This is a genomic window from Enterocloster sp. 210928-DFI.2.20, assembly GCF_020554465.1.
GTDB lineage: Bacteria > Bacillota > Clostridia > Lachnospirales > Lachnospiraceae > Enterocloster > Enterocloster bolteae.
The window spans coordinates 18,857-33,161 of sequence record NZ_JAJCHK010000049.1 but is presented as its reverse complement, the minus strand read 5'-3'; the positions used below and the strand labels follow the sequence as shown (position 1 = coordinate 33,161).

Annotated in this window: 14 protein-coding genes and 1 pseudogene; 12 read left to right on the top strand and 3 right to left on the bottom strand. The window is 48.5% G+C overall.

All coding sequences use genetic code 11. From position 1 onward, the window contains the following. The 6 genes from LI015_RS26110 to LI015_RS26085 form a co-directional block, all read left to right on the top strand. A partial coding sequence (locus LI015_RS26110; protein ID WP_227126655.1) for a hypothetical protein occupies positions 1–311 on the top strand: 311 nt, incomplete at its 5' end. Positions 312–329: 18 nt separating this feature from the next. Then, positions 330–479, top strand: a complete 150-nt coding sequence (locus LI015_RS26105) for a hypothetical protein (RefSeq protein WP_166460048.1) — start codon at positions 330–332, stop codon at positions 477–479. 91 nt (positions 480–570) lie between these two features. After that, complete coding sequence (locus LI015_RS26100; protein WP_227126654.1) at positions 571–2,148, top strand: recombinase family protein; 1,578 nt, start codon at positions 571–573, stop codon at positions 2,146–2,148. A gap of 15 nt (positions 2,149–2,163) precedes the next feature. Next, entirely contained in the window at positions 2,164–3,522 is a 1,359-nt protein-coding gene (locus tag LI015_RS26095; RefSeq protein WP_227126653.1) for a recombinase family protein, read from the top strand. Next, entirely contained in the window at positions 3,464–5,092 is a 1,629-nt protein-coding gene (locus tag LI015_RS26090; protein WP_227126652.1) for a recombinase family protein, read from the top strand. Before LI015_RS26095 ends, LI015_RS26090 begins: the two co-directional genes overlap by 59 nt. A 206-nt stretch (positions 5,093–5,298) precedes the next feature. Beyond that, positions 5,299–5,586 carry a hypothetical protein gene (locus LI015_RS26085; protein WP_002568771.1) on the top strand — a complete coding sequence of 96 codons (288 nt, stop codon included), beginning with the start codon at positions 5,299–5,301 and terminating at the stop codon, positions 5,584–5,586. Positions 5,587–6,084: 498 nt separating this feature from the next. Here LI015_RS26085 and LI015_RS26080 read toward each other — a convergent pair. Then, a pseudogene (locus LI015_RS26080) lies at positions 6,085–6,464 on the bottom strand (transposase); the annotation flags it as partial. A 258-nt stretch (positions 6,465–6,722) separates the two neighbouring features. Here LI015_RS26080 and LI015_RS26075 point away from each other — a divergent pair. The 5 genes from LI015_RS26075 to LI015_RS26055 all read left to right on the top strand — a co-directional run bounded on the left by LI015_RS26075 (position 6,723) and on the right by LI015_RS26055 (position 11,958). Further along, a complete protein-coding gene (locus LI015_RS26075; protein WP_118018442.1) occupies positions 6,723–7,421 on the top strand; it encodes a cytochrome c biogenesis CcdA family protein in 699 nt (232 codons plus the stop codon). 22 nt (positions 7,422–7,443) lie between these two features. After that, the gene (locus LI015_RS26070; protein WP_227126651.1) at positions 7,444–8,025 is read left to right on the top strand and encodes a redoxin family protein; all 582 of its coding nucleotides are present in this window, start codon (positions 7,444–7,446) and stop codon (positions 8,023–8,025) included. Positions 8,026–8,060: 35 nt separating this feature from the next. After that, a complete protein-coding gene (gene msrA / locus LI015_RS26065) occupies positions 8,061–9,257 on the top strand; it encodes a peptide-methionine (S)-S-oxide reductase MsrA (RefSeq protein ID WP_227126650.1) in 1,197 nt (398 codons plus the stop codon). 156 nt (positions 9,258–9,413) lie between these two features. Beyond that, positions 9,414–10,187 carry a response regulator transcription factor gene (locus LI015_RS26060; protein WP_227126649.1) on the top strand — a complete coding sequence of 258 codons (774 nt, stop codon included), beginning with the start codon at positions 9,414–9,416 and terminating at the stop codon, positions 10,185–10,187. Further along, a complete protein-coding gene (locus tag LI015_RS26055; protein ID WP_227126648.1) occupies positions 10,177–11,958 on the top strand; it encodes a cache domain-containing sensor histidine kinase in 1,782 nt (593 codons plus the stop codon). Before LI015_RS26060 ends, LI015_RS26055 begins: the two co-directional genes overlap by 11 nt. Positions 11,959–12,141: 183 nt before the next feature. Here LI015_RS26055 and LI015_RS26050 read toward each other — a convergent pair whose 3' ends face one another. Further along, positions 12,142–13,560 carry a GntR family transcriptional regulator gene (locus LI015_RS26050; RefSeq protein ID WP_227126647.1) on the bottom strand — a complete coding sequence of 473 codons (1,419 nt, stop codon included), beginning with the start codon at positions 13,558–13,560 and terminating at the stop codon, positions 12,142–12,144. Between the two features lie 26 nt (positions 13,561–13,586). Further along, entirely contained in the window at positions 13,587–13,727 is a 141-nt protein-coding gene (locus LI015_RS26045) for an HTH domain-containing protein (RefSeq protein WP_227126646.1), read from the bottom strand. A 213-nt stretch (positions 13,728–13,940) separates the two neighbouring features. On the opposite strand from LI015_RS26045, the gene LI015_RS26040 reads away from it, so the two are divergent. Then, positions 13,941–14,303, top strand: coding sequence for an Hpt domain-containing protein (locus LI015_RS26040; protein WP_227126645.1), 363 nt, complete (start codon positions 13,941–13,943; stop codon positions 14,301–14,303). Positions 14,304–14,305 lie beyond the last annotated feature (2 nt).

The following is a 14,305-nucleotide window of genomic DNA, read 5'->3' as shown; positions in this document are numbered from 1 at the left end:
CAATGAGGGCGGCCTCCGGAGAACCCGGAGGAGGTGGAATTCCTATGATGCCTGTGCGCTGCAGGCAGGCGGACTGGCTGCCCTGTCCAGGTATCCTTCTGGACAAGCTTCGGGGAGTAGTGTCAAATAGAAGCACAAATAAGAAACAGAGAGAAGGTGGGTTCGATGCCAGATCATGCAGCCGTTCTTCCGGGATGACTGCATGGATGTGGAATGGAACGAGGCCAGAATGGATGAAGGTGTTACAGATGGGCATTCCCATAACAGCTTTAGGAGCGATACGCATGAGGAAATCCGTGAGGTGGAAATAGAGTATTTCCGGAGGAACTATGGAAACAATGGAGCTACTTCAATACCTGCGATTCAGAGAAGTACAAAAGATACTGGATGAGCTGCTGCGCCAAAGGCTGATTGACCCTGTCATGTATGACATGGTCCTTCGGAAGTACCAGAGGATATGTTCCCAACATGTGGTATGAAAATGTGAAAATTCGGAGAACTGATACTTGATATGGTGCAGGAAGTGTGGTAATGTGTCTTGTTGAAAACGGAGGAAAGGAGGCGCAGCAAGTGGCAGAAGTAATATGCATCCCAAAGACCATACCAGAGCATACAGGACACCAGATACGGAGCATACGGGTGTGTGCATACTGCCGTGTGAGCACGGATGACGATGGCCAGTATCATTCCTATGACGCACAGATGGAGTATTATAAGGGGCTAATCCAGAAAAATCCGGACTGGGAATTCTGCGGAATTTATGCGGACGAGGGCATAAGCGGAACCAGCCGATGGGGGAGGGAGGACTTCCAACGGATGCTGGAGGAGTGCGAAAAAGGAAGGATAGACCTCATACTGACCAAATCAATTACCCGGTTTGCCAGGAACACAGTGGACACCTTATCCACGGTCCGCCATCTGAAGGAAATAGGGGTTAGTGTGTATTTCGAGAAGGAACGCCTGAATACCATGACAGAGGAGAGCGAGGGAATCCTGACTATATACGGTGCGGTTGCACAGCAGGAGTCAGAGAACATATCCCAAAACGTCCACTGGTCAGCGGTGAACCGGTTTCGGCATGGTACATTCGTGATAAGCAGACGGCCGTATGGTTACGATAAGGATGAAGAGAAGGAGCTGGCTGTCAAGGCGGATGAGGCAGCATGGGTCCGCAGGATGGCCAGCATGTACATGAATGGGATGAGCGGGGTGAGGATAGCTAAATACCTGAATGGAAACCGAGTACCGGCGCCTTATGGCGGGCTCTGGTCTTCCGAAGCGGTCCTGCGGATCCTGTTCAACGAGAAAACAGTGGGTGATTGTCTTCACCAGAAGACCTATTCGACTGGGACGGTGCCGTTCCGGACAGAGAAAAACCATGGAAAGAAGCCACAGTATTTTATAAGGGATGACCATGAAGGCATCCTAAGTAGGAATGAACAGATGCGGTTACAACAGATAAAGGAGTACCGTCTTGGCAGACAGGCCAAGATGAACCCGCGTGGACGTGGAGAAGCCTATATCCTAAGCGGGAAGGTGGTGTGCGGGGAATGCGGGAGAGTGTTCATCCGTAAGAAGGAGCAGAGACGAAAGGGTGTGTCCATCAAGTGGAGATGCCCGGGCCACCGGTCAGAGGCATGCCAGTGCTTTATCAATGAGATATGGGAAGAGGATATAAAAAACACGTTTGTGAATACCTTTAATACTCTCGTGGGACATGCGGATGAGTTGTTTGGTCCAATCATACAAGGGGTAAAGAGGATACAGAAGGCCAATGGTCTCCATGAGGAATCAGCAGCGTTAAATCAAAAGAAACTGGAACTAAAAGAGCAGAGACATATACTCAGGCGGTTAAAAGCAAATGAGTGTATCGACTCTGCTCTTTATTTTGAGGAGAGCCGGAAGATTGAACAGGAGCTAAGCAGATGCAGGTCAGAAGAGAAACAGCTGCACAGTAGAGGTACCCACCAGGATACCATCACAGGATTACAGGCCACCCTGCATCAGCTCCAGGGATATGATGGGAAGATGCAGGCGTTCGATGGTGACCAGTTTATCCTCCTGGTCCGGGAAGTCTCTGTGGGAAAGAAACGGGAGCTGGGCTTCCATCTGCGGTGCGGACTTAACCTATATGAGCCAGTCATATGACAGGAGGGATGCCATGTGAACAACTATATCACCTACGGGTACCGTCTGGTTGACGGAGACATGAGAATGAATCCAGAGCAGAGTGAGGCTGTACAGCTTATCTTTGATGCATATGACGGAGGAGAATCCATCAAAAAGATAGTAAGGATGCTAAAGGACAGGAAGGCACCTACCACCCGTGAAAAACCATCTTGGACACCCGCCCTTATCCGAAAAATATTGCGTAACAAGGACTATCTGGGAGTGGAACCGTACCCGAGAATGATTGAAGAAGAGCAGTTTGAACGGGTACAAAAGTGCCTGAAACGCTCCCGGGACTTATGGAACCAGCGTCATTCATCCGGCTCCATCCAGAGAACATCCATGTATACAGGCCGGTTGATATGCAGCAGCTGCGGCGGGGTATATTCCATCTATAAGCAGAGCGGCAAGGAGGACAGGAGAAAGATCCGATATTGGAAATGCAGGCATTACGACCCGGCCATGAAGGAACCATGTAAGATGCCCATCCTGACAGAGAAGCAGTTGGATGGAATGTTCTCACAAGCACTTATGCGGATGAAAACAGAGCCAACCCTGTACCATGAGGAAACCCAAAAGATACTGAAGGGGCTCATCAAAGAAAGACAGTTTATGGAATCTGAATTAAATGTGTGCTGGAAGCGATGCAATGAAGACGATGAATGGATGGAGCAGCTATACTTTCAGATTGCTGCCAAGCGATACCAGGAGATAAAATGGGCAGACTTGACCCATCAGATAGAGGAATATCTTCGGGAGGTGAATGCTTCCACTCAGGCAGATTCAATTGATTCGCTTAAAACAATTGATGCATCCGTATTCAAAATCATCAAGAGAGTAGAGGTCCAGCCGGACAGAAGCCTGAAATTTGAGCTGATAAATAGAGCGGTGGTACTTCAATATCCAGAAATAAAAACAAAAGATAAGAAAACGAAAAACATACGTTACTGCGTCCCCTTCGGATACTGGCTGGATGGACAGGAAGTGCCAATCACTCATGAACAATACAGCCCAATCGTCCAGATGGTATTCCAATCCTACGCGAAGGGGATGTCACTGACAGCATTGGCAAACGAGTTGGAGAGCCAGTCCATACCCAACCAGAAAGGAAGGCCGGCATGGAGCCACAGCTGCATCCGAAATATCCTTACCAACCCTGTTTACCTTGGGGATAAGAAATTTCCCGCTCTGGTGACACGGGAACTGTTTACACAAGTACAGACCAGATTGGAAGAAAACGGCCGGAAGAAACGGGAGAGCCGGACTAAGGCGGCAGATGGAAAGGAGGGATTATGTGCCAAGGGCGGAACGAATCGTGGAGGTCATCCCGGCAACCTGGAACCCGACGGATGAGTCGGCCGGGGAAATTCGGAAGCTGCGGGTAGCGGCATACTGCCGTGTCAGCACGGAGCTGGAACAGCAGCAGTCCAGTTACGACATACAGATTGAATATTATACCAGGCACATCATGCAGAATCCCAACTGGATATTCGCCGGTGTCTTCGCGGATGATGGACGCAGCGCGACCAATACCTTTCGCAGGGATGACTTTAATCAGCTGATGAACCAGTGTATGAAGGGGAAGGTGGACATGGTCATTACGAAATCCATCAGCCGGTTTGCCAGGAATACGGTGGACTGCATCTCCTGGGTGAGAAAGCTCAAGGAAAAGAACGTGGCCGTGTACTTCGAGAAGGAAAACCTCAACACCCTGGATGACTCAACCGAAATGATACTGACCATCTTGAGCAGCCAGGCACAGGAGGAGAGCCGTGCCATCAGCACCAACGTCAAGTGGGGGTATGCGAGAAAGTTTGAAAAGGGGGAATCCACAAGACAGAGAAGCTATGGATTCAGGAAGGCGCCAACCGGAGAGATGTGCATCGTGGAGGAGGAAGCGGCTGTTATCCGAAACATGGCCCGGTGGTTTCTGGACGGGGACAGCCTGGAACGAATCAAGCACAGACTGGAGGACGCAGGGATAGAAACCACTACCGGTAAGAAAACATGGAGTACGGGTACCATCTACAACATACTGACCAATGAAAAAATCATGGGAGATGTGCTGTTACAAAAGACGTTCACGGCAGACTACCTGACCAAACGGAGGGTGAAGAACTCGGGCCAGCAGAAGCAGTATTATGTGAAGAATCATCATGAGGCAGTCATCCCGAAGACAGTCTATTACAAGATACAGGAGGAGATTGCCCGACGCTCCTCGTTAAAAAAAGCCGGAACCAGGAAAGGGAAGACAGCCCAGGGGGTGTACAGTTCTAAATATGCACTGACCGGAATCATGGTGTGCAATGAATGCGGAGCCCATTACCGCAGGACAACCTGGGCAAAAAATGGGAAGAAGGTAATCGTGTGGCGCTGTATCAACCGTCTGGAGCATGGGACGAAGCGGTGCCATGAATCACCTACGTTAAAGGAGGAGGTCATTCAGGAAGCAATCATGGGAAAGCTGCACAGCCTGTCAATTGACCAGGAGGAAGAAAACTTCTTAAACGGGGTAAAGGAAGATATCCTCCGGGCGGCCAAGGTTGTAGGAGGAGCGTGTACAGAGGAAGAGATTGATAAAACCATAGAGGAACTGCGTGACCAACTTATGGACTATGTGGGCATGGCAGCCAGGGAACATGGTGGTGAGAACTGGTACAGCGACCGAATGAGAAAGCTGGGATTACAGATAAGCGAATTAAAAAAGAGGAGGGAAAGCATACGAGAGCAGGAAAAGATAAGGGACGAGTATGAATATCTGGACCAGGAAGTCAGCCGAATCATATGTGAGACAGGCGGGACCTCAGGAGCCGAATTTGATAATATCTTCATACGGCAGATCGTCCGGGAGATACGTGTGATATCGAAAAACAAACTTCAAATCCAGCTAAGGACAGGTATGATGTTGGACGTGAATCTGTAAACGAGAGAAGGATTAGAAGATATACAGTTATTAAAATGGAAATCGTTTGACAGGTGTTTGACAGGCCCTGGAGGTTAATATTGCTAATGGGTACCCGGAATCATAAAATATAAGAACAACCGTAGGCTATAAAGAAGAATTAAAAACAATAAGGTTTTTGTAAATGATAAATGGAATTGACAGTATCAGGAAGGGAGGACATAAAGATGTTCAAAGTTAAGTTGAGCTTTGATACAGATAGGCTGGAACAGGATATCCTGGAACAGCTTTATGATAAAGTGGACGAAATATTTGAGTCTGAGGATTTAAACTGCGTGGACAGAGCGCTGGTCCGGGTCTATGAAGATAAAGGGAGGGAGGAGGATTACGGACGTTTTTGGGCCGCAATTTTTGCACTGAAGCAAACACCAGAGCTTGCAGAGAATTTAAAGGAGTGTACATGGTATAATGGTTCAGCAAAAGAAAACCTGCTTACAGGGTTTCTGAGGAATTAGTATATGAATAGTGGGCAAAAGAAAGGGATAAATTTTGACTTGGATACAAACGCATTGAAAATATCCTGAGCCCTGGATATGTTCCAAGCCATTTTTCTTAAAAAAGTTCCTGACATCATGGTATGCATTACGCCAGTCCCCTTCTGTATAATGTATTATACCCTTATGCCGATGTCAGAACCTGATGTAATGACCATCGTGTATCGGATGACGAAAAGATTTCCATGGATTAATTACTGTGTAAGTGTTTGTACACTTGCAGATGTTCCGGAAGCGTTTGATATTTTGCATGTCTTTGTCCGGGAGGCAGAGAGGCTGGACGAGGCTATGACGTCTACGACGCAGGGAATTGATACTTTAAGCATGTAGGTAATGATGTCCCTCAAATGATGAAGCACATAGTATCTTGGATTAATTTGGTTAAGAATTATATCATCCATACAATAGGGAATATGCGGATGGTGTCAGCTATCCATCGTTTTGACGGCTATTTTTTTGCTTTTTTAACCATTTTGCCAGCTTCTTCAGATTCATGCACGCAAACATCAGCCCTGCTTTCATCTCCATCCGGGCCTTCCCTATCATCTGCGTATACCGGAAGCCATGATTCTCTTTTGCTGTTCCAAACAATCTCTCTATGGTTTATCCGCAGCGCATATAGTTCGTTCATTCCTGTGGAATGACGAATATCTTCGCACATCTCCATGTATGGTACCCAGATGTGGCGCGTCACCGTTTTTACATGGTCGCGGCTCCCTGTATTGGGAAAGATAAGGGCAGCTTTCACACACATGCCCACAGCTTTTGTACTCCCGATACTCCTCACAGTATGTTGCTCTGTATTCCAACACTTCGTTATTCGGACAAATATTACAGTTGGCCGTCCTGCATCCAGAGAGTATTTATTCCGGATCAGACCGTAGATGAAACTCCAATCAGTTGCTTTATCAATCAATCGAAGCGGATGATCCGGAGAAAACCAAGTCGTCCACAAAAAACTTTTGAACTGTCTTCCATGTTTTATTTACCACAAAAAATCAAAGAAACACCATAAATGAACCTATTACAAACCTGGCGCCAAAGGATTAGAATAAGCATACAAGGAAAAGAAAATGAACGAAAGGAGAGGAGTGTATATGGCTGCACAAACACTTTATCTGGGTACGGTGCTGACGGCGGGACTGCTGTCATTCTTTTCACCCTGTATCGTCCCGCTGCTTCCTGTATATATTTCCGTTTTTTCCGCGGGCAGCGGGGCGGCACAGGAGGATATTTTTCAGAGAAGGATACGGACATTGTTTAAGAGCTGCCTGTTTGTAGCAGGTATTTCCACCTGTTTTATCATTCTCGGTTTCGGGGCCGGGGCATTGGGATCCATCATAGGAAGCAGTTTTTTTATGATTGCGATAGGATTGATTGTGATTGTCCTGGGGCTTCATCAGACAGGACTGATTCATATCAAATGGCTCTCCTATGAGAAAAAAGTGAATTTAAAGCGTTCTCATCGAAGCGATTACTTTGGTGTGTTCCTTCTGGGACTGACATTCAGCTTTGGCTGGACACCCTGTATCGGTCCTGTGCTGGGTGCAATCCTCGTACTTTCGGCCACAAGCAGCCGGCCGTTCTATGGCGGTTTTCTGATGGCGGTTTATTCCCTGGGCTTCCTGATTCCATTTCTGATACTGGCACTTTTTTCAGATGTGCTGCTGCAGAGAATAAAAAAGCTCAATAAGCACTTGGGCAAAATCAAAGCTGCAGGGGGAATTGTCATTATCATGATGGGGATACTCCTGATGACTGATAATCTGGATAAGATATTAATGCTGATTAATTAAAGAAGAAAGGGCGGATGATACTATGAAACGAAAATACTTCATCATACCGGTTCTGTGCCTCGCGTTTTTTGCATTTGCCGCGTATGGCGCCAGGAAACCGCGAAATGCATTCCCTATGGTAAATAGTGAAGAGATGGGCAGCGGGGTGGATAGGAACATGGATACAAAAAAAATGAATAAGGGTAATCCGGCGCCCGATTTTGAGATGATGGATTTAAATGGAAATACGGTAAAACTGTCTGACTTTGCCGGTGAGAAGGTCTATATCAAGTATTGGGCCTCCTGGTGTCCAATCTGTTTAGGCGGGCTGGAAGACATCAACACTCTTTCCGCAGAGAACAACGGGTTTAAGGTACTGACCATTGTTGCTCCGGGCAGCAAAGGGGAAAAGAACGATGAGGACTTTAAAACCTGGTTTGCCGGCGTCGAACATACAGAGAACATTACGGTATTGCTGGATATCGATGGCGTATATACAAACAGGGCAGGCGTCCGGGGATTCCCTACCTCCGAGTATATCGGTTCGGACGGTGTTCTCATAAGCCTGGCTCCGGGCCACGCTGATAACGAAACCATTAAGAGTACATTTGAGGCAATAAACTGATTAAAAACAGCGGATCGACGCGAAAGGAGCAGATCATGAAGAAGAATTCAGTAAGATCAGCCGGAGTGTTTCTTTTGGCTGCGGCCATCCTCACATTGGCCGGGTGTTCCGCCTCTGCCGCCGAGGCAGGAATGGCGGCCGGCGCCAAAAGAGAAACGGAAAGTCTGTCCATGGATGATAGCGTGATGGACAGCGGAAAGGAGAAAAAAATGACAGCAGAACAGGAGGACATGATGATAAGTGGGGAGGATTTACACACGATTTATTTGGCGGGAGGATGCTTTTGGGGGATTGAAGCTTATGTAAAGAAGCTCCCCGGTGTGAGCAGCACCGATGTGGGGTATGCCAACGGAAACACGGAAAATCCGTCCTACAAGGAGGTGTGCTACAACAACACCGGCCATGCCGAGACGGTGAAGGTGGTTTATGATACCTCCCGCATCTCAACGGATCAGCTGTTGGATGGCTTTTTCAAGGTGGTGGATCCCACCAGCGTAAATCGGCAGGGAAATGACCGGGGGAGCCAGTACCGTACCGGCATCTACTACGTGGATGAAGCCGACCAGGCAATCGCCAAAGCCGCCGTGGCCAGACAGGAGGAAAGATACAGTTCCCCCATCGCCACAGAGGTACTGCCGCTGAGCAACTTCTATATGGCAGAGGACTATCATCAGGACTACCTGGATAAAAACCCGGGCGGCTACTGTCACATCGATTTAAATGACGCCGACGAGTTCATCAGGGAAAGCGGACTTGATATGGCTGATGTGGCCAGCCTCATAAAAGTGGAGGATTATCCTGTACCGAGCGATGCCAAACTGAAAGAAATGCTCACTGATATTCAGTACAGGGTGACACAGATGGGAGATACAGAGCGTCCTTATACGAACGAGTATAGCAGTACTTTTGAAAAAGGACTTTATGTGGATGTTGTGACCGGAGAGCCGCTGTTCAGTTCTGTTGATAAGTTTGAATCCGGCTGCGGATGGCCCAGCTTTTCCAAACCCATTATAGCTGATGTGGTAAAGGAGAACCAGGACACCAGCTTTAACATGGTGCGCACTGAGGTACGCAGCCGGGCCGGGGATACCCATTTAGGCCACGTCTTTGACGACGGTCCCAGGGAGTTAGGAGGGCTTCGCTATTGTATCAACAGCGCTTCAATCCGGTTCATTCCATATGGGGACTTGGAGGCGGAAGGCTATGGATTTTTAAAATCCATTTTCGACTGATACGGTACGATGACCTTAGAATTCACGATTAAAAAGACTTTGAAATGTTTGACACCGGGGCTGACGGTCTTGTACCGTTGGTCCCGGCGTTGTATAATAGACTTAAAAAACAGCTGTTAAAAACAGTTATAAACGTGCCATGAAGGAGGAATCGGTATGTATAACCTGCTGGTTGTGGACGACGAGAGCATTCTCCGCCGTGGAATCCGGGCGTTCATCGACTTTGACGGTCTTGGAATAGGAGAATATTTTGAGGCGGAAAATGGTGAAGGTGCTTTGAAAATCATAGAAACCAGCCAGGTTGATCTCATTCTGGCCGATATCAATATGCCCAAAATGAACGGTCTTGAGTTCTGCAGACAGGCAAAGGAGCGGGACCCTGCGGTAAAAATAGCCATACTTACGGGTTATGACTATCTCGATTACGCAATCCGGGCCATCAAGATTGGTGTGGATGACTATGCGTTAAAGCCCCTTTCCCGTAACGATGTGCAGAAACTGCTTTTCCGCCTGATTGAAAAGAAAAAGGATGCGGAAGGTTTTGCCGCTGTGCGCCGGGCGGTTGGACAGTTGGCCCGGATTGCAGGCAGTGACAGCGATGCGGGGATAAAAGGTCAGTTGACCGATGTGCTGGAACAGCATCTGGCCGACCCCGGCTTCTCCCTTGGTGTGATGGCTGAGCAGCTGGGCTACAGTCTCAGCTATTTAAGTACGCTGTTTAAAAAGACTTTTGGAGAGAATTTCAGGGATTATCTGCAGAATCTCCGGTTAGAACGGGCAAAAATTCTCCTCCTGTCCACAGAGATGAAAAACTATGAGATATCCGCGGCGGTTGGAATTGAGGATCCCAACTATTTCAGCGTCTGTTTCCGGCGCAAGTTTCAGAAAACGCCTAAAGAGTTCAGAATGGGGGCGGGACATGGAAGGTAAAGCAAAAAAAATCAGCATTAAGAGCTGGTTCCGCAGGTTCGGTGTGCAGATATCCATGTTTTATCTGGCTGCCGGTCTGATGATTGTGATGGTGCTCAGCGGGGCCATCTACTTTTTTGCGGCCAATCTGATGATGGATGAAACGGTTTTAAAGACACGTGATCAGCTGGAGATGAGTGGTGCCAATATTTCTACCTACATTGCCCGAATAAAAGGGGAGTCCAATGTCTTTGCGGCGGATCCCATGCTCCGGCAATATCTTTCCGGAAAGGAAGATACTCCGGAGCCAGATTTGATGGGGCAGATTATGACGATTCTTAGTAATGATGCTTACATCAAGTCGCTCGTGGTGGTGTCCAAGGATGGGCGCATCCTTTCTAATGAGGAAAATCTGGATATGTCGGTCTCTGAAGATATGATGAAGGAAGGTTGGTACACGGATGCAATCCATAATACCATGCCGGTGCTCACCGGCGCCAGAATGCAGAGTTTTTCCGCCGACAAGGACAATTGGGTAATCTCCGTGAGCACGGAAATCACGGACAGCTCCGGTGAAAACCTTGGCGTCCTCCTGATGGATATGAGGTACAGCGTCATTGAGGACCATTTGCGCAGATTAAATCTTGGAAAAGAAGGGTATGTTTTTCTTTTAAACGATAAGGGGGAGCCGGTTTATCACAAAGACACCAGCTACTTTTCTGATCCCGAAAAGAAGCGGCAGCTTTTGGAAATCCTGAAAGCAGAGGACGTTTATAATAAAAGGCAGAATCAACTGACTTACCGGACCAACATTGAAAATGCCGGCTGGACCATGGTTGGCGTGGTTTCCCTGGATAATCTGAAAATGCTGGAGCAGCAGCTGTTTGAGGCATTACTTTTAACCGGCGGTCTGCTTTTTCTGGCCGTGCTGTTCATTGGAATTCTTTTTACACGGCGATTAGCCGCTCCCATGGCTGATTTAGAGCGTGGGATGAGTGAAATAGAAAAACTCACGGAGATTTCCGTGCACAGGAACAGCTTTTATGAAGTGGAACTTCTGGCGGGAAATTATAACCGTATGATACGCCGTATCCGGGCTTTGATGGATGAGATTAAGGAGAAAGAAGAGACGCTGCGCCATTCCGAATTAAACGTCCTGGTGAGCCAGATTAATCCCCATTTCCTTTACAATACCCTGGACACGATTGTCTGGATGGCTGAGTTTAATGACAGCGAAAGAGTGATAGCCCTTACAAAATCCCTGGCTGCTTTCTTCCGCCTTTCCTTAAACGGTGGGAGAGAACTGGTCTCCGTGGCTGATGAACTGGATCATATGCGGCAGTACCTCTATATCCAAAAGGAGCGGTATGGAGATAAGTTAAACTATGAGATTGGCGAAGCAGATGAGCTGTCGGATTATACGGTTCCAAAGATTATTCTTCAGCCGGTTGTGGAGAACAGTATTTACCATGGCATCAAACCATTGGACGGTCCCGGCTATGTTACAGTGACAGTGAAGGAGATGGGTGAAAGGCTCATATTCACGGTGGCGGATAACGGGGTGGGATTTAATCCTGAAGAGCCGCAGACCGGTAAGAGGAAAGGGAAAGGCAGTGTGGGCCTGAAAAATGTGGACGAACGCCTTAAACTTTATTATGGTCCGGATTATGGCCTCCAGATTGATTCCAGCCCCGGGAAGGGCTGTACCGTCTATCTCATTGTTGGAAAAAAGATACTGGGTGCAGGTGTCTGCATATCTGGTGCAGAGGATGCTGAGGGTTATATAAAATAGGAAAACTGCAAAAAAGCCCGTCACACGGGCAAAAAATTAAATAATAAAAGCTATCACATGACAGAAAACGCCGCCCAATGGAGAGAAGGGGCGGCGTTTTCCGTTGTGAGGCGGAAAAAAGGATCACTCTTCCGCCCTGCCGGCAAACTTCTGAAGTTTGATAACCCGCCGGAAAATCCTGCCCTATACCAACTGTTGCTCCTCAAAACCAAGCTGCAAAAGTAGAAGCTTCGTCCCCTTGAGGAACAGGCCCATCAGCTCGGCATACTGGGAGGCAAAGCTCTCCGCATCCCGGCGGCTGAGCGCATCCCGCAGCTTGTGGGCATAGGCCTCGTGCGTTTGGCTGGCGTCCATCTTTTGAGAGAAGAAATGCAGGGCATGTCCCCACAGGAGCAGGTGGTAAAGCTGATGGTAAACCTCCTTAACAAAAGCAGAGGGACTGTGCCCGCCGATAAAGCGCAGGCAGGTTTCCGCCAGCAGGAATGCCCTGCGTTCTTCTATATGCCGGCCAATTATCCGGTCGAGCGTGTCATAACCATCGTCATCAAGCGAAGACAGAGTGTGTATGGCAACGTCATGGCAGGACAGGGCTCCAATCTGCAGAGCCTGCAGATACAAAACAAGAATCTTCTGGATTGGCTGGAAAAGCTTGGGCATTCCAGCAGACTTTCCAGAAAGCACCCGGGTTCCAACGCCGTTAAGCGTTTCGGTCACACAGATATTGTTTAAAAGCTCCAGCGTCCGCCGCATGGTGATAAGAGAAACGCCGTATTCCTGCGCCAGCGCCTGGCAGGAGGGAAGAAACTCCCCCTGCTTGTAAGCCTGAGCGTCGATTTTGCTCATCAGTTCCGCAGCCAGTGTATAGCAAAGCTGCGGATGCTCCCGGTAAATCTGCCATTTGAATGGGATTTGTTCCACTGGCGGCTCCCCGTTCATCATAAACGGCAGGCCCTTGATGAACAACCGCGGCCCGTCCCGGTTGAACGCCTGCATGACTTCTACCGCTTTTTCCGCGTTTCCCGCCTCAATCAGTGTCAGCATCCGTTCGATATGGTCCTCCGCCTGAATTCCTGTGTCGCCGAAATTAGCAGCCTCGAAATAGGGAATCCGAAGGTAGCGGACAATCTCCCAGTGCAGGTTGATAGCCAACGGGTTGTTCAGTGGCTGCATCGCTTCGGCGTAGAACATGGTGATTTGCTTGGCGGGATGACCTTTCCTCTTTTTCAGCTGCGTCCGGATTTGATGGATGGAATCCTCGGTTTGTTTTTGCATATAGACTTGGGCGATGGAGCCGAAGATAATATCGGAATGCCGGCAGATGTCCTCCATACCCTCCCTGCGGGAAAGAAAGGATTCCCGGTACAGCCTCCCCTGCTCTTTGCCGGGTCGGTAAGTGACGGTGCTGCCTTTGCGTTCAATGGTTTCAAGCATGCCCTCCTCCCGCAGTCTGGCGAAAGCGGTCCGTACAATCAGGGCGCTCACCTGAAACTGACGACAGATATAGCTGATGGAGGGGAGCTGGTCCCCCGGAAGAAAATAACCGAACAGGATGCGGGAATAAAAATAATCGTAGATAATGTCGGTCATGCTGCTGTTTTGCACCGCAACTCCTCCTTCTGATAGACCCTCTATCCTTTAGGCTTGCATTCTTTTAAAAAGAAGCGCAGCACCATAACGGTGACGGCAACCTTGTATTTGACGGTTTCACCGACCTGTTTGTCCGGATAGGCAAATATGTTCTCGATATCCCGTTCCTCTACGCCCGCCATTTATGCGATGTTTTCTATTGACAGGCAGTGGTGAAACAGTAGAACGGACAGGAACGTTTCCGCACCTTTCTTGATATCTCATTATAGCACGGCTTTGAGGAGAAAGCCAGACTTGACAAAAACTCAAGACTGATACAACATTGCACTTTTTGTTGCATTCTGTTATAATAAACTGATAAAGTAATGAGCAAGGTAAAAAAGGAGAACTCTACGATGGTAACGAACTGGACGACAGCCCTCAAGGAAGCCGGTGCGGATTCGGATGGAGCGCTGCGGCGCTTGTCCGGGAACATCAGCCTGTATCAAAAGATCCTGCGGATGTTCCCGCAAGATGAAACCTATAAACAAATCGAGCCCGCACTGCAGGCAAACGACTGGGCGGCATTGCTGGCGGCGGCGCACACGCTCAAGGGTGTAGCCGGGAATCTGGGGTTGATTCCTCTGTCAAACATTTGTTCGGATACTGTGGCCTTGCTGCGGGCGGAGCAATATATGGAAGCTGTGGCCTCCTGTGCAAAGATACGGGACGCCGATACGGGATTTATCGAAATCATCCGGTTACTGGAGGAGGCGTAATG

Bases quoted from the DNA above. Each gene is read 5' to 3' on its own strand.
- LI015_RS26105 (WP_166460048.1), top strand. From the start codon at position 330: ATGGAAACAATGGAGCTACTTCAATACCTGCGATTCAGAGAAGTACAA.
- LI015_RS26085 (WP_002568771.1), top strand. From the start codon at position 5,299: ATGTTCAAAGTTAAGTTGAGCTTTGATACAGATAGGCTGGAACAGGAT.
- LI015_RS26075 (WP_118018442.1), top strand. From the start codon at position 6,723: ATGGCTGCACAAACACTTTATCTGGGTACGGTGCTGACGGCGGGACTG.
- LI015_RS26070 (WP_227126651.1), top strand. From the start codon at position 7,444: ATGAAACGAAAATACTTCATCATACCGGTTCTGTGCCTCGCGTTTTTT.
- msrA (WP_227126650.1), top strand. From the start codon at position 8,061: ATGAAGAAGAATTCAGTAAGATCAGCCGGAGTGTTTCTTTTGGCTGCG.
- LI015_RS26060 (WP_227126649.1), top strand. From the start codon at position 9,414: ATGTATAACCTGCTGGTTGTGGACGACGAGAGCATTCTCCGCCGTGGA.
- LI015_RS26055 (WP_227126648.1), top strand. From the start codon at position 10,177: ATGGAAGGTAAAGCAAAAAAAATCAGCATTAAGAGCTGGTTCCGCAGG.
- LI015_RS26045 (WP_227126646.1), bottom strand. From the start codon at position 13,727: ATGGCGGGCGTAGAGGAACGGGATATCGAGAACATATTTGCCTATCCG.
- LI015_RS26040 (WP_227126645.1), top strand. From the start codon at position 13,941: ATGGTAACGAACTGGACGACAGCCCTCAAGGAAGCCGGTGCGGATTCG.